Annotated in this window: 11 protein-coding genes; all 11 read left to right on the top strand. The window is 60.4% G+C overall.

Annotated features, from left to right (window positions below; genetic code table 11):
• Window positions 1-60 precede the first annotated feature (60 nt).
• Complete coding sequence (locus tag E6C55_RS09835) at window positions 61-258, top strand: cold shock domain-containing protein (protein WP_136369614.1); 198 nt, start codon at window positions 61-63, stop codon at window positions 256-258.
• Window positions 259-426: 168 nt separating this feature from the next.
• Window positions 427-3813 carry a DEAD/DEAH box helicase gene (locus tag E6C55_RS09830; RefSeq protein ID WP_136369613.1) on the top strand — a complete coding sequence of 1129 codons (3387 nt, stop codon included), beginning with the start codon at window positions 427-429 and terminating at the stop codon, window positions 3811-3813.
• A 201-nt stretch (window positions 3814-4014) separates the two neighbouring features.
• The gene (gene hpf, locus E6C55_RS09825; RefSeq protein ID WP_136369612.1) at window positions 4015-4584 is read left to right on the top strand and encodes a ribosome hibernation-promoting factor, HPF/YfiA family; all 570 of its coding nucleotides are present in this window, start codon (window positions 4015-4017) and stop codon (window positions 4582-4584) included.
• Between the two features lie 209 nt (window positions 4585-4793).
• Window positions 4794-7304 carry a preprotein translocase subunit SecA gene (secA, locus tag E6C55_RS09820; RefSeq protein ID WP_136369611.1) on the top strand — a complete coding sequence of 837 codons (2511 nt, stop codon included), beginning with the start codon at window positions 4794-4796 and terminating at the stop codon, window positions 7302-7304.
• Window positions 7305-7440: 136 nt separating this feature from the next.
• A protein-coding gene (gene prfB, locus E6C55_RS09815) for a peptide chain release factor 2 (RefSeq protein WP_230986623.1) occupies window positions 7441-8566 on the top strand; the annotation gives its coding sequence in 2 pieces (ribosomal slippage) (window positions 7441-7518 and window positions 7520-8566; 1125 coding nt in all).
• Window positions 8567-9685: 1119 nt separating this feature from the next.
• The gene (locus E6C55_RS09810) at window positions 9686-16624 is read left to right on the top strand and encodes a pullulanase X25 domain-containing protein (protein ID WP_230986622.1); all 6939 of its coding nucleotides are present in this window, start codon (window positions 9686-9688) and stop codon (window positions 16622-16624) included.
• Window positions 16625-17419: 795 nt separating this feature from the next.
• Window positions 17420-18478, top strand: a complete 1059-nt coding sequence (gene argC / locus E6C55_RS09805) for an N-acetyl-gamma-glutamyl-phosphate reductase (RefSeq protein WP_136369609.1) — start codon at window positions 17420-17422, stop codon at window positions 18476-18478.
• 30 nt (window positions 18479-18508) lie between these two features.
• Complete coding sequence (gene argJ / locus E6C55_RS09800) at window positions 18509-19732, top strand: bifunctional glutamate N-acetyltransferase/amino-acid acetyltransferase ArgJ (protein ID WP_136369608.1); 1224 nt, start codon at window positions 18509-18511, stop codon at window positions 19730-19732.
• Window positions 19733-19745: 13 nt separating this feature from the next.
• Window positions 19746-20531, top strand: coding sequence for an acetylglutamate kinase (gene argB, locus E6C55_RS09795; protein ID WP_136369607.1), 786 nt, complete (start codon window positions 19746-19748; stop codon window positions 20529-20531).
• 38 nt (window positions 20532-20569) lie between these two features.
• A complete protein-coding gene (locus E6C55_RS09790; protein ID WP_136369606.1) occupies window positions 20570-21748 on the top strand; it encodes an acetylornithine transaminase in 1179 nt (392 codons plus the stop codon).
• A 30-nt stretch (window positions 21749-21778) separates the two neighbouring features.
• Window positions 21779-22738, top strand: coding sequence for an ornithine carbamoyltransferase (gene argF, locus E6C55_RS09785; protein WP_136369605.1), 960 nt, complete (start codon window positions 21779-21781; stop codon window positions 22736-22738).
• The last annotated feature ends 13 nt before the right edge of the window (window positions 22739-22751 follow it).

Here is a 22751-nt window from a genome sequence, read left to right as displayed (position 1 = left end):
CGGGGTGTGGGCCAGGCCAAATCGCCTATGTCAATTGAAAATGAAGGGAATGTTCAGCACATGCAAGGTAAAGTTAAATGGTTCAATGCAGAGAAGGGTTATGGATTCATTGAGACTGAGCAAGGCGGCGACGTGTTCGTTCACTTCTCCGCAATCCAGATGGACGGATACAAGTCTCTCGAAGAGGGCCAATCCGTTGAGTTTGACATTGTGCAAGGCGCCAGAGGCCCGCAAGCAGCGAACGTCGTTAGAGCGTAATCGTAATCATCGGCGCGATCGCGCCTCCTTGTCATAAAGGAATAGAGAGAACCGGTTAACGTAACGATTTGCCGGCCACCCAAGCCTCGGAGCGATCCGGGGCTTATTTTGTCTGCATTCCGACAAGCAGCCTGTTATAATGGTGCATAAGAGAGCTTGCGTAAAGGAATGAGCAGAATGGTTTACGAATTCCCCCTCGATCAAGCCGATGTCAGAGAGCGGTTCGATAATCAAGATTATCAGCAAGCGAGGGCCTACTTCAACGCCAGGTATGTCCTGAAGCTTGAACGATCCACGGACTCCGGTCATTGCGAAGCGATCGTTCGGGGCAGCCTGGGAGAGAAGTACGATGTACAACTGGATTGGGACGAATACGGTGAGTATGTGGATACCTATTGCAACTGTCCAGCGTTCGACGTTGACTCGGAATGCACGCACATCGTGACGGTTATGCTGGCTCTGATTGACCAGGATACGGGCTTGGCCAGTGAAACGATGTCTCAGAAGAAGGCTGGCCGATCGTCCAGCTTTTTGTCGATGCCCATGTTCGGCGGAATGCCGGCGTCGGCCATACCGGGGTCTGCGGAACTGGAGAATCGCTATGCCAATCAGTTCCTGCAACTGTTCGCCCCCTCCGGAGGACGTGGCTTGAGGGCGGTGCCCACTGCGGCGAACGGAGACGAGTTGGCCGTGATCGGGGTCGAGTTTATTGTGAAGGCGACTCTGGAGTCGCACCGCTATGCGTCGCTGATTGAGATTGAGCTGAAGGTGGGGCCGAAGCGGCTGTACGTCGTTCCGAAGATTCGGGAGTTTCTGGACAATATGGAGCAATGCGAGATTAACCCGTTCTCGAAGTCGTTCACGTTCAACCCGAACCTTCATCGGTTCAGGGAAGAGGATGAAGAAGTGTTGCGGGCACTCGCGCAGATACGGCACAGTGAGGAGTTCTTCACCGGGGGAAGGGCATCTTACTACTACGACCCGAACAAGAATCACCGGGTGTTGCGCGTGCCGCCGGGCTCGTGGGAGGCGCTTCGGGACAAGCTTGGCCAAGTGAATGCCACCCTTGAGATTGACGGGCAATCCTGCGGTCCCCTGCCGTCAATAGAACCGTCGATGCTCTCCCTGTCGTTCGATGTGGGGCAGGCACCCAATAAGAAAGCCTATTCCGTGAAGCCCAGAGGGCTCGATAGAATCGGGCTTCTCTCGGAATACGGACTGGCCGTAGAGAACGGTAAGCTGGTATCCGTTAACCCGGATGAGCTTCGCCATCTGTCTGCGGTCAAGAGCTGGTTCGAGATGGAGCGGCGTTCCGATGTGGTAATCCCGCCTGCCAAGCTGAGCGACTTCCTGGAACGGGCTCTTCCTTCCCTGCGGAAGCTGGGCCGTGTCCATATCGAGAAGTCGCTGGAAGAACGGATCGTGCAGCCTGAGCTGAAGGCCAAGCTGTATCTGGACTATAAGGACGAATCGCTGCATACCAGACTGGAGTTCGACTACGGGGGGCAGATTCTTGTTCAGACCCGCAAGGGGACGAGGAGGAAGGAGCCGTCGGAAGCCTCGGACATCGTTCTGGTGAGGAATCTGGAGCGGGAAGCGCAACTGACGGCTTTGCTTGACGCGAGTCCATGGGCAGGAGAGGCAGACGACCGCGTATTGGCGAACGAAGACGATATCTACGACTTCCTCTACAACCGCATCCCCGTCTGGGAGAAGCAGGCCGAGGTGTTCGCGACGACGGCCGTACGAACGCTGCTTCAGCCGATGAGCCAACGTCCTCGAGCTTCCGTGGATGTGGATTCGAGCTATGATTGGCTCGAGATTCGCTTCGACATGGAAGGAATCGATGAACGGGAGATTCGCCGAATTCTGCAGTCGCTGGTGGAGAAGCGGCGGTATTACCGGCTGCCAAGCGGAGCCTTCCTCTCTCTGGAACAGGAGGAATTCCGGGAAGCGGCCAGTATGATGAGCGATATGGATATCCGCAAGTCCGAGATCAAGGGAAGCCGCATCCAGCTTCCGGCCGTCCGCGGACTGCGAATGTCGGATCGGACGGAGCCGGGGCACGGTTCCTTGCGAATCAAGTGGGGGAGCAAGCTCCGGCAATTGCTGGAGAGGATGCGGAACCCGGCGGATCTCGAGCATCCGCTGCCGGATTCGCTCGGCGCGATTCTGCGCGACTATCAGAAGGAAGGCTTCCAGTGGCTCAAGACGCTGTCGTTCTACCGATTCGGGGGCATTCTGGCTGATGACATGGGCTTGGGCAAAACACTTCAGAGCATTGCCTACATGGTGTCGGAGAGGGAGGAGCAGCAAGCGGCAGCCGGCGAACGAAGGCCGTCTCTGGTCGTCTGTCCGGCGTCCCTCGTCTACAACTGGGAGAGCGAGATTCGCAAGTTCGCTCCGCAGTTGCGGACGTCGGTCGTTGCGGGAGCGAAGGCGGAGCGGGAGGGGATGCTGGAGCAGGACATCGATTCGGCTGTCGATGTGATCATCACCTCGTATCCGCTGCTTCGGCGGGACATCGAATTCTACGAGGGCAAGCCGTTCGGCATCCTCATTCTGGACGAGGCGCAGGCATTCAAGAACCGCTCGTCGCAGACCGCCCAGACGCTCAAACGGGTCACCGCCGGGCGCCGTTTCGCCCTGACCGGCACGCCGATCGAGAATCGGCTGGGGGAGCTGTGGTCGATCTTCGACGTCGTATTCCCTGGGCTGTTCGAGAGCGAGAAGGCGTTCACGGCGATGGCCCCCGACAAGATAGCAAGAATTATTCGTCCCTTCGTCTTGAGAAGAATGAAGAGCGAGGTGCTGACGGAGCTTCCGGAGAAGATCGAATCCGTTCTGTACTCCGAGCTTGCCGTCTCTCAGAAGAAGATCTATGCGGCTTATCTGGAGAAGCTTCGCTCCGAGACGGAGGAGACGCTGCAGGCGAACGGCTTCCAGCAAGGCCGAATGAAGATTCTCGCCGGCTTGACCCGCCTGCGTCAGATCTGCTGTCACCCGGCGTTGTTCGTAGAGGATTACAAGGGCGAGTCCGGCAAGCTGGAGCAATTGCTCGAGACGGTCGAGGAGTGCTTGGACAACGGCAGGAGGCTGTTGATCTTCTCCCAGTTCACGAGCATGCTGGAGATGATTCGCGGCGAGCTGGCCGCAGCGGGCCGACCATGCTTCTACCTCGATGGCAGCACGCCGTCCGCGGAACGGCTTCAACTGTGCGACCGGTTCAATTCGGGGGAGAACGATATTTTCCTCATCTCGCTCAAGGCGGGCGGAACCGGACTCAACCTGACGGGCGCGGACACGGTCATTCTGTTCGATCTGTGGTGGAATCCGGCTGTCGAGCAGCAGGCAGCGGATCGGGCCTACCGAATCGGGCAGAAGAAGGTCGTGCAGGTGATGCGGTTGGTAACTCAAGGGACAATCGAGGAGAAAATATACGAGCTGCAGCAGAGGAAAAAGGATATCGCGAACGAGGTCATTCAATCGGGAGAGGCTTCGTTGTCTTCGCTGTCGGAAGAGGATATTCGCGAGCTGTTGGCTGTTCCGGTCTAATTCGCAGGAGAGGAGCAGGACTCTGCTCCCTGTTCCTCATTTCCTCTTTGTCCCGCGTTGGACCTAGCCTCTGAAACCGCTTTCTCTCGCATTTGCACTTTTCGAGCCAAGTTTTCAAATAATTCAAATTTATTAGCTGAATGTAATGGTTCGGCCTGAGCGGATGTGGTATGATGAACTCAGCAAAGGAGGTTTAAGCCTATGAAATACAACATTCGTGGTCAGCGCATGGAAGTCACTCTTGCTCTTCGGGAATACGTCGAGAAGAAGCTGAGCAGGCTGGATCGGTATTTGGATGCACCTCCCTTATCCGACGTGCAGGTAACGCTAAGCGCCATCAAGGGCATGCATGCCGTCGAGGTCACGATTCCTTTGACTAACGTTCTGCTGAGGGCCGAAGTGAAGAGCGAGGACATGTACGCCTCGATCGATCTGGTCACCGACAAGCTGGAACGGCAGATTCGCAAGCACAAGACGAAGGTCAACCGCAAGTTCCGTCAGGACGGTTCTTCCCGGGCCCTGTTCAAGGAGGAAGCCGAAGCGGGAACGCGAGGCGCCACGGCGCTCGCCACTTTCGAGGAGGAAGACGAGTACGAACTGGTTCGTACGAAGCGATTTAACCTGAAGCCCATGGACGTCGAGGAAGCGATTCTTCAGATGAACATGGTTGGACATAACTTCTACGTCTTCTCCAATGTCGATACTCAAGAGGTGAACGTGGTTTACCGCCGCGGCGATGGAAGATACGGGCTGATCGAGTCCGCCGAATAGATTGCCGGCACCTGCCGGCGCCATAGCGATGAAGCAAGGCCTGCAACCGACGAGTTCCCGCGAGGGGCTTGCGGGCGCAGGCCTTTGCCTTGCGCGGCCCCGGTCGATTGCCTATATCCGGCAGCCGCTCGGCCTTTCTTGCCCACCCCCTATATTACTGTTAAAATAAGTAGATACGGCTTTACCCGCACAGAGGGAAGGGGTAGACTATGCTCGGATTAGTGAAGAAAATTTTCGGAGATCCCAACGAACGTGAAGTCAAGCGGCTTATGAAGACCGTCGAACAGATCAACGGTTTGGAATCTTCTTTAACGGGATTGACCGATGAGCAGCTCCGCGACAAGACGGAGGAATTCCGGGCCCGCCTGGAGAAGGACGAGGATCTCGACGATCTGCTGCCGGAGGCGTTCGCGGTCGTTCGCGAGGCGTCCAAGCGTGTGCTCAAGATGCGTCACTTCGACGTTCAGATGCTGGGCGGCATGGTGCTTCATTCCGGCAAGATCGCCGAGATGAAGACAGGCGAGGGCAAGACGCTCGTCGGTACGCTTCCGGTCTATCTGAACGCGCTCGCCGGCAAGGGCGTGCACGTCGTCACCGTCAACGATTATCTGGCGCAGCGCGACAGCCAGTTGATGGGGCAGTTGTACAACTTCCTCGGCATGACCGTCGGCTGCAATCTTCACGGACTCAGCCACGAAGAGAAGCAGGCGGCTTACGCTTGCGATATTACGTACGGCACGAACAACGAATATGGCTTCGACTACCTGCGCGACAACATGGTGCTCTACAAGGAGCAGATGGTGCAGCGCCCGCTTCAGTTCGCGATCATCGACGAAGTGGACTCCATCCTCATCGACGAAGCGCGGACTCCTCTTATTATCTCCGGACAAGCCCAGAAGTCCACACAGCTGTACTATGCGGCGGATCGCTTCGTGGCGAAGCTGGAGGAGACGGAGGACTTTACCATCGATGTGAAAATGCGCAGCATAGCGCTCACGGACCAAGGGGTCAGCAAGGCCGAGAGTGCGTTCAATATCGAGAATTTGTTCGGCCACGATAACGTGACGCTGAACCATCATATCAGTCAGGCGCTCCGCGCCCGCTTCATTATGAAGCGGGACGTCGACTATGTCGTTCAGGAAGACGACGTCGTCATCGTCGACGAGTTCACCGGGCGTCTGATGGCCGGCCGCCGCTACAGCGACGGGCTGCATCAGGCGATCGAAGCGAAGGAAGGGCTCGAGGTTCAGAACGAGAGCATGACCCTCGCCACGATTACGTTCCAGAACTACTTCCGGATGTACCGCAAGCTGGCCGGCATGACCGGTACGGCGAAGACGGAGGAAGAAGAGTTCAAGCGGATTTATGGCCTTGAGGTTGTTCAGGTGCCGACGAATCGGCCGAACATCCGCCAGGACTCCCCGGACGTCGTCTACAAGTCGGAGAACGGCAAGTTCAAGGCGGTTGTCGACGAGATCGTGGAGCGGCACCAGACCGGCCAGCCGGTCCTCGTCGGCACGGTGTCGATCGAGAATTCGGAGCGCGTCTCGGAGATTCTGAAGAAGAAGGGCATCAAGCACCAGGTGCTGAACGCCAAGTATCATGCCGAGGAAGCGGCCATTATCTCCAGCGCGGGACAGCACGGAACCGTGACGATCGCCACGAACATGGCGGGCCGCGGTACGGACATCATCCTCGGCGAAGGCGTCGCGGAGCTTGGCGGGCTTCATATTATCGGCACCGAGCGCCATGAGAGCCGCCGGATCGACAATCAGTTGCGCGGACGCGCGGGCCGTCAAGGCGACCCGGGCTCGTCGCAGTTCTATCTGTCGATGGAAGACGAATTGATGCGCCGGTTCGGCGCCGACAATATCATGGGCATGATGGAGCGGCTTGGCTTCGACGAGAGCTCGCCGATCGAGAGCAAGCTCATCACGCGCGCCATCGAGTCCGCGCAGAAGCGGGTCGAAGGCAGCAACTTCGACGCCCGCCGCGTCGTTCTCCAGTACGACGACGTCATTAATCTGCAGCGCGAGAAGATCTACGGCGACCGCCGTCAGATTCTCCATGCGGAGAACATCCGCGACATCGTGAACGGCATGATCAAGTCCGTCGTCGAACGGGCGGTCGATCGTCACTGTCCGGGCGAGGACGTTCCGGAGGATTGGGATCTGGAAGGGCTGGTCGCTTACGCTCACACGAACTTCCTGCCGACCGAGAGCGTCTCGAAGGAAGAGATCTGGGGCAAGGAGAAGGAAGAGCTCGTGGAGTGGCTGCTTGAGCGCGTCAACAAGCTTTACGATGAGCGGGAAGAGAGCATCGGCACCGAGACGATGCGCGAATTCGAGAAGGTCGTCGTGCTGCGCGCGGTCGACAGCAAGTGGATGGACCACATCGACGCGATGGATCACCTGCGTCAAGGCATCCATCTGCGCGCATACGGCGGCAACGATCCGCTGCGCGAATATCAGTTCGAAGGCCATAACATGTTCCTCTCCATGATCGAGCGGATCGAAGAAGAGATCACGCTCTACATCATGAAGGCGCAGGTCGAGAGCAATGTGAAGCGCGAAGCGGTTGCGGAAGGCCAAGCCGTCGACACGAAGGCGGAGGCCGGTCCGAAGCGCCCGACGAAGAAGGTCGAGAACATCGGCCGGAACGATCCGTGCCCTTGCGGCAGCGGCAAGAAGTACAAACTGTGCCACGGACGCATAAGCTAATAGAGCAACAACGCGGCTTCCTGGCCGCGCACAATAATGCCGAATGACGGCGGGACGGTGCCGCGACGCTCGTGTAACGAGCGGGCGGCGCCGTTCCGCCGCGTTCGCTCCCATTACCCTCAAGAGGTGGTTCAACATGGCAATCGCCGATACGTCGGTTAAGCAAGATCTTCGCGAGAACGCGAAGCGACTCCAGCAACTTAGGGGGTCTCTTTGACTTAGATCTCAAGCTGGAGATGATCGCGAATTATGAGGTGAAGATGTCGGACCCGAACTTCTGGGACGACAATGACAAGGCGCAGGGCGTCATCGCCGAGATGAACGCCGTCAAGAGCGTCGTCGATCAGTTCGGCACGCTGACGGGCGAGCTTGACGATCTCGAAGCGATGCTCGAGATTCTGGAGGAAGAGAGCGACCCGGAGCTCGAGGCCGAATGGGCTTCGAACGTCAACGGGCTGGCGAGCAAGGTGGACGCGTTCGAGCTGACCCTGCTGCTGAACCAGCCGTATGACAAGTCCCACGCGATTCTGGAGCTTCATCCGGGCGCAGGCGGCACCGAGTCGCAGGACTGGGCGTCCATGCTGTACCGCATGTACACCCGCTGGGCGGAGAAGCGCGGCTTCAAGGTCGAGCTGCTCGACTACCTGCCGGGCGACGAGGCGGGCATCAAGAGCGTCACGATCATGGTGCGCGGCTACAACGCCTACGGCTACCTGAAGGCGGAGAAGGGCGTTCACCGCCTCGTGCGAATCTCTCCGTTCGACGCTTCGGGCCGCCGTCATACGTCGTTCGTCTCGTGCGATGTCGTGCCCGAGATTCCGGACGATGTGCAGATCGAGATCCGGATGGAGGACGTCAGGGTCGACACCTACCGGGCCAGCGGCGCGGGCGGTCAGCACATCAACAAGACCGATTCCGCGATCCGGATGACGCACATCCCGACTGGCATCGTCGTGGCGTGCCAGACGCAGCGTTCGCAGATCCAGAACCGCGAGCAGGCGCTGAAGATGCTCCAATCCAAGCTCTACGAGCTGAAGATTCAGGAGCAGCAGCAGGAGCTGGCGGCCATCCGCGGCGAGCAGAAGGATATCGCGTGGGGCAGCCAGATTCGCTCGTACGTGTTCCATCCGTACAGCATGGTCAAGGACCACCGCACCGGCGTCGAGACAGGCAACGTGCAGGCAGTCATGGACGGCGACCTCGATCCGTTCATCGACGGTTATCTGCGCGGCCAGATCAAGCAGCCGGAAGCCCAGGAGTAGGCGAGCGGAACGAAGGGTGACTGGTAGGGCGAAACAAAGTAGGGGCAGAGAACGGAACATAGCGGGACCGGTATAGCGAAACAAAGCGGGACCGATATAGCGAAACAAAGCGGGACCGGTATAGCGAAACAAAGTAAGACCAGGACGGCGATTGAGAATAGCAAGCAGGATGGGAGCCTCCCCGGCGATCGGGAAGGCTCTTCTTGAGCATCGGCCTCCGATGCCCTCGAATTCCCTCCGGTGCTGGGCAGTTCCGTGCCCTCCGATGCCTCGCTGCCGCTGGATGCCTCGTGCCCTCGATATCTCCGTGCTGGAAGCCTCCGATCTCACATGCTGGATGTCCCGTCCTTATTCGATGTCTCCATGCTAGAAGCCGCTGCTCCCCGTTCTTGATGCTCATGTGTTTCCCCGATGCCTCCGTGCCTCCCCGATATCTCGCCACTGCTGGATGTCAGGAATTTATGCGAAATTTCACATTCATGCGGCTCGATAATGGGCAATTTGGGCGATTTTATGTGAAAAATAGCATATATGGAGAGAAATACGAGATGAATTTCCGCATATATGCTAAAAATCACATAAAACGCTTCGATTCCCTCCCGATCCAAGCGGATGAATGTGAAAAACCATATAAAATCGTAAAGCACAGGCTGCAAATAGCAAAAGACAGCGGGCCGGAGAGGCGAATGGACTCGTAAAGAGACCGAGCAATCCTATTCGATTGGAAATGTCTAGTTGACGATTGGATGAGAGCGGTGCTAGGATAAAGGAGATACGGTAACCGCTTACAGAGCGGTGTCACCGTGTTTGTGCAAACGATTGCACAAACGATTGCACAGTTTAATTCGGAGACTTGCACAGAGCAGCAAGTCACACCAGGCGGCAAGGCGTAAAGATGGCAAGTCGCACAAGGCGCCAAGAGACCGGCGGCAAGACGCGGAAGACGGCAAGGTACGCAAGGTGCCAGGAGACAGACAGCAAGAGGTAGGCAGCAGGACGCACGTGGCAGCAAGTCGCAGAAATCAGCATGTCGCAGAGATCGGCAAGGTGCACACGACAGACAGCAAATCACGCAAGGCAGTTGGGCACGGGTTGGTTAATGACAGAAGGAGGATGAGCATGGGGATGCAGGAGGGCAAGAGGGCGAAGAGGAGACGAGTTCGGCGGGGCTGGAGTGTGCTGCTTAGCGTGGCGTTGGTGTTCCAGCTATTCGCCGGGATGGCATCGGCGGCAGATGCCGGAGAGGGAGACGGCGAGGGTTCGGTTGGCAGCGCCGTTTATGCAAACGTTGGCACACTTGTCGCCGACAGCTTCCTGGAGCAACCGGGGGGCCAGGCGACATGGGTCGTTGCGGGCAATCTCCAGAAGGCGCTCGGGGAGTCCGACGATTGGAAGACGGACGGCACGGCGACGCGGATGACGCATCTGGTCGGCGAGTATTATGCGTTCTCCGCCGTGCTGGACGCGGGGGACTATGAATTTAAGCTGGCCCAGGGAGGAAGCTGGACCGGAGCCATCGGCAGCACGGAGAACAATGAGAACAACATTGAGCTCGCGTTGCCGGAGGCGGCCAAGGTCAATATTTATGTGAACGGGGAGACGAGGCAGGCGCGGATCTCGGCTCCGGACGATGCGACGGTGTCCGGAATCGAGCGGTATGCTCCGGCGATCGCGGAGGAGCAGTGGCCGAGGCTGGTCGGCAGCCTGCAGACGGCGCTCGGCGAGGCGGATAATTGGAAGCCGGAGCTCTCCACGTTGTTGTTCGTCGATTACAACTTCGACAACACGGTCTACAAGCTGCAGCGCACGCTGCCTGCAGGCAGCTACGAGGCCAAGGTTATCATGGGGACGAGCTGGGACGACGACGAGAGCTTCGGAACGACAAGCTCGAGCGGCAATTATGCCTTCGAGGTGGCGGGCGTTTCCGAGGAGGTGACGTTCACCTTCGACCAGGGGGCCGAACCGAAGAAGCTGTACACCGGCGAACCGGAAGCGCTTCCGGTGGCGGATACGATCGTCGAGCAGCCAGGCGGCAAGACGAAGTGGGTTCTCGCGGGCAACTTCCAGGCGGCGCTCGGGGAGTCCGGCGATTGGACGCCGAGCGGAACCGTTACCCGCATGAAGCACCTGGTCGGCGAATATTACGCCTACTCGGCGGTGCTGGAGGCGGGGAGCTACGAGTTCAAGATCACGAAGAACGGGGATTGGGCGGACGCAATCGCCAGCTCTGTGGACGGCAACAATATTGGGCTTACGCTGACCAAGGCGGCCAAGATCAACTTCTACCTGAATGGGGAGACGAATCAGGTCAGGCTCGAGGCTCCCGACAGCGCAACGCTGACGGGGATTCAGCGTTACGCGCCGGCGGTCGCTGCAGACAAGTGGCCGAGACTCGTCGGCGACCTGCAGACGGAGATGGGGGATGCGGAGGACTGGAAGCCGGAGCTCGCGACCCAGATGTTCGTCGACTATTACTTCGACAACACGGTCTACATGCTGCAGCGCACGCTGCCTGCAGGCGGCTATGAAGCCAAGGTCGTCATGGGCGCGACCTGGGACGACGAGAACTTCGGAGCGTCCGGAGGCAACTACGTCTTCAAGCTCGCGGACGCGGCGGACGTGACGTTCTCCTTCAGCCAGACGGACGATCCGAAGCTGCTTGCGGCGGATTACACGATCGGCAGCGGCAAGTACGACGGCAAGCTCGACGCGTCGAAGATCGCCTTCGACAGTTGGTCGGTAACGTTCAAGAAGCCGTTCGGAGCGATCAAGCAAGGCGAAGAGAACCTGACGCTGCGCATCGCGGTCGGCCATGACGACGTGCAGGTCGCGCGGGTCGAACTGACGAACGGAGAGGGACTTGCTTCCACCTACCCCATGCGCCGGACAACAACAGTAGGGGATCTCGACTACTATGAGGTCGTGCTGGACAGCGGGATTTTCGACGAGATTGGGATCTGGGGGTACAAGTTCATCTTGGTCGACGGCTCGGCCAAGCTGGAATACGGGGACGACAACGACAGCGGCGGAACGGGAACGGTCGTATCGGACGGTGCGGTGCCGTTTAACCTGACCGTCTACGCGGCGGACTATCGGACTCCGGACTGGATGAAGAACTCGGTTGTTTATCAGATTTTCCCGGACCGGTTCTTCGATGGCGAGGAGAGCAACAACCGGGCGAAGCTGGTGGACGGCTCTCGCGGGGTTCGTTCGGAGACGGGGGACAACGCGGGGCAAATCACGGTGAATCCGCTGCAATACTACGACGGGGGAGTGACGAACGACCCGGCTCCGGACCAGGTGTGGGGTGACTGGAGCGACGTGCCGGAGCGTCCGGACCGCAGCACGGCCGTGAACGCTCCTTATTATCCGGATGCGAAGACGGACGGCGTGTGGGGCAACGAGTTCTACGGCGGGGACATTCAGGGCGTGCAGCAGAAGCTCGATTACCTGAAGCAGCTCGGCGTCACGGCGATTTACCTGAATCCGGTCGCTTGGGCATCCTCCAACCACAAGTATGACGCGACCGACTACAAGCATCTTGATCCGATGTTCGGAGAGCCGGTGTACAACACGCCGGGAGATCCGACTTCGGGATTGAATTACGACGAGACGAGGCAAAAATCGGACGCCGTCTTCGAGACGTTCGCCAAAGCGGCGGCACAGGCGGGCATTCGCATTATTAACGATGGTGTGTTCAATCACGTGGGCGACGATTCGATCTACTTCGATCGCTACGAGAAATATCCGGAGATCGGGGCTTACGAATACTGGGCGAAGGTGTGGGACACGAAGAAGGCCCATCCGACCTGGACGCAGGAGCAGGCGGAGCAATCGGTCATCGCTTCGTTCACGAGCCAGATCAACCCGACGACGGGCCGCAATTACGTCTATCCGGACGACTTCGGCTTCACGACCTGGTTCACGATCGGCGACACGACCGACTTCGATAAGGACAGCACGACGACGACCCATTACAGCTACGACGCTTGGTGGGGGTACGACTCGTTGCCGGCGATGGACGCGAAGGAGCCTCAGGACGGGGATTCCGAGGCGCTGGACGGCCAGCACGAATGGAACAATATCGACTATCGGGACAACGTCATCGGCTACGACCTGTCGGGGCTGTCCGACGAGGACGCCGATGCGGCAATGCAAGAGACGGCGTCGCAGCGGTGGATGTGGATGGGCTCGAGCGGCTGGCGGCTGGATGTCGCGCCGGACGTGTCGAGCGGCACGTGGCAGAAGTTCCGCGAGGCGGTCAAGTCGGTTGCCGGGCGGACGGACGCGAACGGCAAGGCGATCGACGAGCCGGTCATTCTGGGCGAGGAGTGGGGCGTGGCAACGAAGTACCTGCTCGGCGACCAGTTCGACTCGGTCATGAATTACCGCTTCCGCGGAGCGATCCAGGACTTCATCATTAACGGAGCGAAGGGGGACGCAAGCGCGGGCAACGCGGCGAATCTGAACGCGGCGCTCGAGCGCATCCGCGAGGATTATCCGGAGGAAGCGTGGCTGGCGATGCTGAACCTCGTCGATTCGCACGACACGGTGCGCTCGCTGACGAAGCTCGACAACCCGACCTGGGAAGAGGAGAATATGAAAATCGCGCCGGAAGCTTCGGACACAGCCCTGAAGCAGCAGGCTTTGATCGCGATTTTCCAGATGGGCTATCCGGGGGCTCCGACGGTCTACTACGGCGACGAAGTCGGCGTGACGGGAACGAAGGACCCCGACTCTCGCCGCACGTTCCCGTGGGAGAGAATCTCCGAATCGCACGGGGACTACAGCGCGAAGGGGCGCTACGCCGATCTGTACGAGACGTACAAGACGGCGGCGGCCGTGCGGAACGACAACGACGTGTTCCGTACCGGCGATCTTAAGCTGGCTTACGCGCAGGGCAATGTGATCGCTTATGCCCGCAAGAACGAGACGAAGGGCGCGCTCGTCGTCATCAACAGCGGCAGCGAGGCAGCCGTCATCTCGGCGGACGTGACCGGCTATCTGCCGGACGGGACGAAGCTGACGGATCTGCTGGGCGGCGAGATCGAAGGAACGGTCGCCGGCGGCAAGATCAGCCTGAGGGTTCCGGCGCTGACCGGGCTTATGATGCTGTCGGACGGTGAACTCGTCAGCGTTGAAGCGCCGGCGAACGTGCAGGCGATCGGCGGCAACGGCAGCGTCACGCTGAGCTGGGATGCGGTGGAAGGCGCAGACGGCTATCGCGTCTACCGCGCTCCGATCGAAGGGGGCGAGCTCTCGTTCCTCGGTTCCGTCGAGACGCCGGGGTACGTCGACCTGACCGTAACGAACGGCATCAAGTACTACTATGCGGTAACGACAACGCAAGGAGCGGGGGAGAGCTTGCTTCAGGACATGGTCTCCGCGACCCCGTTCTTCCCGATCGGCAGCGTCGGCGCGCCAAGCCGGGCGAACGATCTCGTCATCGGCTTCGGCAACGCGACGGACGATATTGAGGCAGCGGTTAACGTGCCGGGACTGACGGACGATTCCGGGCTGGCCGGTATTGAGGCTCCTCACCTGTCGGTGTACCTGGTTGTCTATCAGGAAGGGGACGAAGAGAATTCGGTCGAGTACGCGATGACGTACCTGCGCGACGACGGAGCATCCAAGGTGTACAAGGCGAAGTTCGAGCCGACGGCGCCGGGCACTTACCATTATTACGCGATGGCTTCCACGGACAACGAAGAGACGTTCGCGGCGTCCGAAGAGACGACCATGCACGCGTTGGCCGACGAGAGCGACGTCATTCCGCCAGCCGCTCCGGAGCTTGCCTCCATTCTGGTGGAATCCGGGCAGGCGAACCTGAGCTGGACGTCATCGAGCTCAGACGCGGTTGCGTACGAGGTGTATCGCAAGTCGGGAACCGGTTCCTATGCGAAGATCGCGACTCTACGCAGCGCGCTCACCTATACGGACTATACCGTGTCGAACGGAACGAGCTACACGTACCGTGTGGCCGCCATCGACGCCTCCTACAACCGGGCTTATTCCGACGAGCAGAGCGTAACGCCGAAGCTCGTTATGGTGGATGTCACGCTCCGCTTGCATCTGCCTGGCTACACGCCGGCGACGGACAGCATCTATATTGCGGGCACGATCAACGGCTGGAGCGCGAACGGCGGCAAGCTGAACGTGCCGAGCGGGGCGACCGACCGCAATGTCGTCGAGTATACGTTCAAGATGATGGCGGGCAAGTCCATTGAATACAAGTACACGAGAGGCGACTGGAATACGGAGGCGTTCACCAGCCATACTCGGACGGAGAACGACACCGCGGACTACGGCAACTGGGCGTACAGCTCCACCGATACGAACATGAAGCTGACCATCCGCAACCAGGGCGGCAACAAAATGATTGTAGACGACTATGTGTTGCGTTGGGTCGACATGCCGATGATCGTCACGATGCCGAGAATCTCTTACGGCGACAATATCGCGTATACGACCGATGACGATTCGTTTACGCTCCAGGCAACGGTTCCGTACGGCGTTGCATTCACGATCAACGGCGAATCGATCCCGTCGGATGCGATGGATGACTACGGCAACGTCTATCTGCCGGGCATTCCACTCGCTGTCGGAACGAACAAGTTCGAGCTTCATATCGAGCCGACGCAGGCGACGATCGACCAGTCGTGGTACACCGACGACGGCCGCGCCAGCCAGGCGACGAAGACGATTGTGCTGACGGTTACCCGCACGGGCGACGGGACGGACCCCGGCACGAACAATCCGGGGACGACCGATCCGGGATCGACAGTCGTGACGACTCCGAGCGGGGAGTCGGTGGAGAAGGGGACGATTACCTCGAAGCCGAAGCCGGACGCCCAAGGCGTCGCTAAGGCGGACGTGACGGAAGCGGCCCTGAGCCAAGCGATAAGCGGCTCGTCGGACGGCTCCGTCGGCATCGTCGTTCGGCCGGAGGAAGGAACGAAGACGGTCGTGGCAACCGTGCCGCTGAAGGCGATTCTGACTGGCACCGACGGCAGCGGCAACGGCAATGGCAGCGGCGGCGAGAACGGCAACAGCAATGGCAGCGGGATCGAGCGGCTTGTGCTCGACGTCGGCTTCGCCACAATTACGATCTCCGCGGACCTTCTCGCGAAGGCCGGGACGAATCCGGAGCAGTTGCAGCTCACCGTCGGCAAGGTCGATCGTTCGACGCTCTCGGCGGCAGCCTTGGCCGCTCTGGGCGACAACGAAGCATATGACTTCGAGCTGCTTGTCGACGGCAAGAAGATCGGCGAGTTCGGCGCCCGCGGGGACTTGTCCGTCAAGCTTCCGTACACGCCGAAGGCAGACGAGAAGACGGAGCAGGTTATCGTGTATTATCTGAACGATGACGGCGGCCTTGACGTCGTCAAGAACGGCTACTACGACAAGACGTCCGGCAGCGCCGTCTTCCGTCCGCAGCACTTCAGCGTCTATGCGGCGGCATACAACAAAGTCAGCTTCTCCGACATGCCGACTGCGGCATGGGCGGCCGAACCGATCGCGGCGCTCGCTGCGCGCGGGGCAGTTCAGGGAGTCGGCGACGGCCGCTTCAACCCGACCGGCGAGGTGACGCGCGCGGAATTCGTCACGATGCTGGTCGCAGCGTTCGATCTCGCGGACGAGTCGGCGACGGCAACCTTCAGCGACGTGAAGGCCGGGGCCTGGTACGAGGAGGCGGTGGCCTCCGCGCAGAAGCTCGGCATCGTCACCGGCCGCACCGACGGCACGTTCGGCGTGTTGGACCCGATCAGCCGGCAGGACATGGCCGTTCTGATCGCGAAGGCCGCCAAGGTTCTGAATGCGAGCGGCGCGGCAAGCGGAACTGCGAACGGAACCGCAAGCGGCGCGGCTTCCGATTCGGCCGCATCCGGCTTCAAGGACGCAGCGTCCATCTCCGCCTACGCGGCGTCCGCCGTGAAGCTGGCCAGCGAGCTCGGGCTGATGGGCGGCAAGGGCGACGGCAGCTTCGCGCCGACCGCAACGTCCACCCGTGCCGAAGCCGCGGCTGTGCTGTACCGCTTGCTCAAGCTGGTCCGCTGACCGCCGGCGAGCGTCCGCCTTTAGGCTGAGAGCAGCGCACGAACAGCAATGCAAGCTGAGCAACGCAAGATGAGAATAGCGGCATAAGGGAGCGATCCCTGTGCCGCTATTTCTCGTTTGCGATGATCCATTGGCGCGTTGATGGGCGGATTTCGAGGCTGGAGGTTAGGCGGAGCCGGATTTTATGTGATTTTTGGCATTCATGCGTCGGTTGGAGGGGGCTAGAGGCCGAATGTATGCGGTTTTTCGCATTCATTGGGCATGTGGCGGGGCTCGAGCAGCATATGTATGCGGTTTTTCGTATTCATTCGGCAATTCGGGGGCCAGCGGCGCGAATGAATGTGGTTTTTAACATATATTTGCCGCAGCCCCGTATTTGTCATAGCCCCGCACAACGAGCCCACGCAATGAGCCCACGCGAGATAAGGCTGTGAATCCCCTGCGAATCTCCTGCGAATCTCCTGCGAATCCCCCGTGAATAACCGTTGTATAAATACACTTTCGGATGTATAATAATACAGAATTACCGACCCGAACCGAGCGGAGGCCAAGCGGCAGCGGGACAGGGGGCATGCAGAGACCGAGCAGATGCCGAGCCGTGGCTTGGGAGCGATAGCGACGCGACGACCACACAGATTCGACCTTTCATTCCCTGCCGTAATTCGTTACAATGAGGAAGGTTTGTCTGAAGAACAATATGGACTTCATAGAAGATATTAGTCGGCGGATAAGCCGGAATGACCATAGAGATGATGATGTAGAAAAAAAGGCTTTGCCTGAATGGGAGAGATAGCGATGACACACGGAACTCAAGTACGCGCCGCGATCGTCGGCTCCACCGGCTACGGCGGGGTCGAGCTGATTCGCCTGCTGGCCGCTCACCCGAACGTGACGGTCACCTCGGTCGTCTCCTCGTCGAACGCGGGGACGCTGTATTCGGAAGGATATCCTCATCTGATCGAGATCGTCACGGACACGCTGGACGCCATCGATCCGGAGCTGATTAAGAGCAAGGCGGACGTTGTTTTCCTCGCGACTCCGCACGGCGTCAGCACGAAGCTCGCGCCTTCCCTGCTGGATGCGGGCCTGAAGGTCATCGACCTGTCCGGCGACTTCCGGCTGAAGGACACGGACGTCTACGCGCAGTGGTATAAGAAGGAAGCGCCGGAGACGAGCTACCTGGACCGCGCCGTGTTCGCGATGAGCGAGCTGTTCGGGGACGAAGTGAAGGGAGCGGACTTCATCTCCAACCCGGGCTGCTTCCCGACGGCGACGACGCTTGGCCTGTACCCGGCCGTCAAGGCGGGCTGGATCGATCCGGACACGATCATCATCGACTCGAAGACGGGCGTATCCGGCGGCGGGCGCGGCCTCAGCATGGCGAACCACTTCTCCGAGGTGAACGAGAACTTCAAGGCGTACAAGGTCGGACAGCATCAGCATACGCCGGAGATCGAGATGATTCTGTCGCGCGCGGCCGGGCGGCCGGTCACGACGACGTTCACGACGCACCTCGTCCCGATGACCCGGGGGATCATGAGCACGATGTACGCGACGCTGACGGACAAGAGCCGCACAAGCTCCGACTTCAACGAGCTGTATCGGCAGTTCTACGAGGGGCGCCGCTTCGTGCGGGTTCGTCCGGTCGGGACGTATCCGGCGACGAAGGAAGTGTACGGCTCCAACTACTGCGACATCGGCATGAACGTGGACGCGAGGACGGGAAGAATCACGATCATCTCCGTCATCGACAACCTCGTCAAGGGCGCGGCCGGCCAGGCGATCCAGAACCTGAACCTGATGATGGGCTGGGACGAGACGCTGGGCTTGCTGTTTACGCCGGTATATCCATAATTGACCCGATACGGAGGCACGAGAGCGACCATGGGGAAGACATTCGCTATCATCGAGGGAGGCGTTACGACGCCCAAGGGATTTAAGGCAGGCGGACTGCATTGCGGTCTGAAGAAGACGGACAGGAACGATCTCGGAGTTATTGTATGCGACGTTCCCGCTGCGGCGGCGGCCGTGTATACGACGAATTTGTTCCAGGCGGCTCCGCTTCAGGTGACTCGGGAGAGCCTGGCGGAGGAAGGCAAGCTGCGCGCGATGCTTGTCAACAGCGGCAACGCCAATGCGTGCACCGGCAAGCAAGGCGAAGACGACGCACGGACGATGCGGTCCGAGCTGGCGGAAGCGCTCGGCGTTCCGAAGCACCAGGTTGCGGTAGCTTCCACGGGCGTAATCGGCGAATTGTTGCGAATGGACCGGGTATCGGCCGGCATCGCCAAGCTTCCGTCCGCCCTGGCGGCGGATGAGCGGGGGGCCGAGGAGTTCAGCCAGGCGATCCTGACGACCGACCTCGTGAAGAAGACGTCCTGCGTCCGTGTCCTGGTGGACGGGCAGGATGTAACGATTGCGGGCGCGGCCAAGGGCTCCGGCATGATCCATCCGAACATGGCGACAATGCTCGGCTTCGTCACGACGGATGCGGAGATCTCGCCGAGTCTGCTGCAGGAGCTGCTGCGCGAAGCGACGAACGTGACGTTCAACATGATCACCGTCGACGGCGACACGAGCACGAACGACATGCTGGTGGCGATGGCGAGCGGCCTCGCGGGCAACAAGGAGCTGACGCGCGAGCATCCGGACTTCGCGGCGTTCGCCGACGGCCTGCGCTACGTGTGCGAAGTGCTGGCGAAGGCGATCGCCCGCGACGGCGAAGGCGCGACGAAGCTGATCGAGACGACGATCGTCGGCGCCAAGTCCGACGACGACGCGCAGGCGATTGCGAAGACGATCATCGGCTCGAGCCTTGTGAAGTCGGCCGCGTTCGGCGCGGACGCGAACTGGGGCCGCATCATCGCGGCGATCGGCCGCGCGGGGCGTCCGGTCAACGTGCACACGGTCGACATCAAGCTCGGCGACATCTCCGTGCTCCAGCAGTCGCGGCCGGTTCCGTTCGACGAAGACGCGGCGCTCGTCTACCTGAAGGGCGACACGGTCGCCATTCGCGTCGACCTGAACGACGGCAGCGGGCAAGCGGTCGCCTGGGGCTGCGATCTGACGTACGACTACGTCCGGATCAATGCCGCCTACCGGACGTAAGGGGGATGCACGCATGAACCGATTCGTGATGAAGTGCGGGGGCAGCACGCTGGCTGCCCTTCCGGACGTTTTTTTCCAAGATATACGGGAACTGCAGGAGAGCGGAGTGGAGACGGTCATCGTCCACGGGGGCGGGCCGGCCATCAACGAGACGCTCGGCAAGCTCGGCATCGAGAGCCGATTCGTGAACGGGCTGCGCGTGACCGACGAGGCGACCCTTGAGGTCGTCGAGATGGTGCTCGCCGGACGCATCAACAAGGAGATCGTGCGCAAGCTGCAGCAGAACGGCGCGAGGGCGCTCGGCCTGTCCGGCACGGACGGCCTCCTGATCGAAGCGAAGCCGGTCGCGAACGCGGATGAGCTCGGCTTCGTCGGCGACACCGTGGGCGTCAACGCGGAGCTGATCGAGGGCATCCTGAGGCTGGGCTACCTGCCGGTCATCGCGCCGATCGGCATCGACAGGGGCAGCCAGCGCTACAACATCAACGCCGACACGGCGGCGGGAGCGGTCGCTTCCGGGCTGGGCGTCGAGCGAATGATCGTGGTGACGGACGTTCCGGGCATCATGAGAACCGCAGACGGAGAGAAGCAAGTGCTGCCGGAGGTTACGTTCGCGGACATCGAGGAGATGATCGCAAGCGGCGAGATTTACGGCGGCATGATCCCGAAGGTGCGGGCGGCGATGAGCTGTCTGCACGGCGACGTGAAGGAAGTGCTGATCGTCGACGGCTCCGTGCCGAAGGTGCTCAGCAAGGCCGTCCGCGAAGGCGGCATCGGCACCCGAATTTTGCGAGGTTAAAGGTTAATCCCATTACAGGTTGGAAAGGAGAGATCGAGATGAGCAGTTTGTTCCCAACGTTCGCGCGCTATCCGATTACCTTAGTGAAGGGGAAGGGCAGCCGTCTGTGGGACGATCAGGGCAAGGAGTACCTGGACTTCATGACCGGAATCGCGGTCACCAGCCTCGGCCATGTGCCGGAACGCGTCAAGAACGCCGTGGCCGAGCAGCTCGACGAGCTGTGGCACGTGTCCAACCTGTTCTACACCCCGAACCAGGAGAAGGCGGCCAAGCTGCTGACCGACAACAGTTGCGCCGACGCCGTGTTCTTCTGCAACAGCGGCGCCGAAGCGAACGAGGCGGCGATCAAGATCGCCCGCCGCTACCACCAGAAGGTGCTCGGCAACGGGCGCTACGAGATTGTGACGTTCACGCAGTCGTTCCACGGGCGCACGCTGGCGACGCTGACGGCGACGGGGCAAGATAAGGTGAAGGAAGGCTTCCTGCCGCTGCCGGTCGGCTTCGTCCATACGCCGCTTAACGACATCGAAGCGCTGAAGGCGGTTATCACCGACAAGACGGCCGCGATCATGCTCGAGCTGATTCAGGCCGAAGGCGGCATCATCGAAGCGGACCCGCAGTTTGTGCGCGACGTGCGCGAGCTGTGCGACCGCGAGGGCATCCTGCTCATTCTCGACGAGATCCAGACGGGAATGGGGCGCACCGGCAAGCTGTTCGCTTATGAGCACTATGGCGTCGAACCGGATATTTTCACCCTTGCGAAGGGCATCGGCAGCGGCTTCCCGATCGGCGCCATGCTGGCGAAGGCTCCGCTCATCCCGGCGTTCAACGCCGGCTCGCACGGCTCGACGTTCAGCGGAACGCCGATCGCCACGGCGGCGGTCATCGCCACGATCGAGACGATGCTGATCGAGCAGGCGCCGCAGCGCGCGGCCGAGTCCGGCAAGCTGCTGATCGACAGCCTGCGCTCGGCGCTGGGCGAGCTGCCGAACGTCGTGGACGTGCGCGGCCGCGGCCTGATCGTCGGCATCGAATGCACGGGCCCGGTGGCGAACATCGTCGCTGCGCTGCAAGAGCGCGGCCTGCTCGTCATCACGGCGGGGCCGAACGTGCTGCGCCTGCTCCCGAACCTGCTTATTGCCGAAGAAGAGATTACCGAGGCGGTAAGCATTCTGGCCTCTGTCCTGTCCGAGCAACTGACGGCTGCCGCTAACTAAAAAATACAGAGAAGCAAAGGAGGAATCGCCATGTTCCCGACCGCTAACGTGGAGGAGCTTGCTGCGGGCCTTAAGGGCCGCGATTTTCTCGGATTGGTGGATTACAAGCCGGAGGAGATCCGTTACCTGATCGAATTGGCTGTCGACTTGAAGCGCAAGCAGAAGAACGGCGAGATCTATCAGCCGCTGAAGGGCAAGACGCTCGGCATGATCTTCGAGAAGTCCTCGACGCGCACGCGCATCTCCTTCGAGGTGGGCATGTACCAGCTCGGCGGACACGCGCTGTTCCTGAGCAAGAACGACATTCAGATGGGCCGCGGGGAGACGATCCGCGATACGGCGATGGTCATGTCCCGCTACCTGGACGGCATGATCATCCGCACGTTCGGCCATCGCAACGTCGTCGAGCTGGCCCGCTCCGCGACCGTTCCGGTCATCAACGCGCTGTCCGACCTGTCGCATCCGTGCCAGGCGCTCGCCGATTACCAGACGGTGTTCGAGAAGAAGGGCAAGCTTGAGGGGCTGAAGGTCGCCTACATCGGCGACGGCAACAACATGCTGCACTCCCTCATGATCGGGGCAAGCAAGCTGGGCATGCACTTCGCGAGCGCGTCTCCGGAAGGCTACGACCCGGACGCCGAGCAGGTTCGCCTGGCGCGCCAGTTCGCCTCCGAGACGGGTGCCAAGGTCGACATCCTGCGCGATGCGCGCGAAGCCGTGGAGAACGCCGACGTCATCTACACGGACGTGTGGGCGAGCATGGGCTTCGAGGAGGAGCAGAAGGAGCGCGAGCGCGCCTTCAAGAACTACCAGGTCAACGAGGCGCTTGTCAGCCACGCGCATTCGGACTATCTGTTCATGCACTGCTTGCCGGCGCATCGCGGCGAAGAAGTGAGCGAAGGCGTCATCGACGGCCGCAACTCCGTTATCTTCGACGAAGCGGAGAACCGCCTGCACGCGCAGAAGGCCATCATGGCCGCGATTATGTAATTTACGTACGATA

Source organism: Cohnella fermenti, assembly GCF_004801405.1.
Classification (GTDB): domain Bacteria; phylum Bacillota; class Bacilli; order Paenibacillales; family Paenibacillaceae; genus Cohnella; species Cohnella fermenti.
The sequence above is the reverse complement of the archived record's forward strand: the minus strand, read 5'-3'. Positions and strand labels throughout refer to the sequence as shown.

What these genes read in the sequence shown, in the direction of transcription:
- E6C55_RS09835 (WP_136369614.1), top strand. Translation starts at nt 61, where the DNA reads ATGCAAGGTAAAGTTAAATGGTTCAATGCAGAGAAGGGTTATGGATTC.
- E6C55_RS09830 (WP_136369613.1), top strand. Translation starts at nt 427, where the DNA reads ATGAGCAGAATGGTTTACGAATTCCCCCTCGATCAAGCCGATGTCAGA.
- hpf (WP_136369612.1), top strand. Translation starts at nt 4,015, where the DNA reads ATGAAATACAACATTCGTGGTCAGCGCATGGAAGTCACTCTTGCTCTT.
- secA (WP_136369611.1), top strand. Translation starts at nt 4,794, where the DNA reads ATGCTCGGATTAGTGAAGAAAATTTTCGGAGATCCCAACGAACGTGAA.
- E6C55_RS09810 (WP_230986622.1), top strand. Translation starts at nt 9,686, where the DNA reads ATGGGGATGCAGGAGGGCAAGAGGGCGAAGAGGAGACGAGTTCGGCGG.
- argC (WP_136369609.1), top strand. Translation starts at nt 17,420, where the DNA reads ATGACACACGGAACTCAAGTACGCGCCGCGATCGTCGGCTCCACCGGC.
- argJ (WP_136369608.1), top strand. Translation starts at nt 18,509, where the DNA reads ATGGGGAAGACATTCGCTATCATCGAGGGAGGCGTTACGACGCCCAAG.
- argB (WP_136369607.1), top strand. Translation starts at nt 19,746, where the DNA reads ATGAACCGATTCGTGATGAAGTGCGGGGGCAGCACGCTGGCTGCCCTT.
- E6C55_RS09790 (WP_136369606.1), top strand. Translation starts at nt 20,570, where the DNA reads ATGAGCAGTTTGTTCCCAACGTTCGCGCGCTATCCGATTACCTTAGTG.
- argF (WP_136369605.1), top strand. Translation starts at nt 21,779, where the DNA reads ATGTTCCCGACCGCTAACGTGGAGGAGCTTGCTGCGGGCCTTAAGGGC.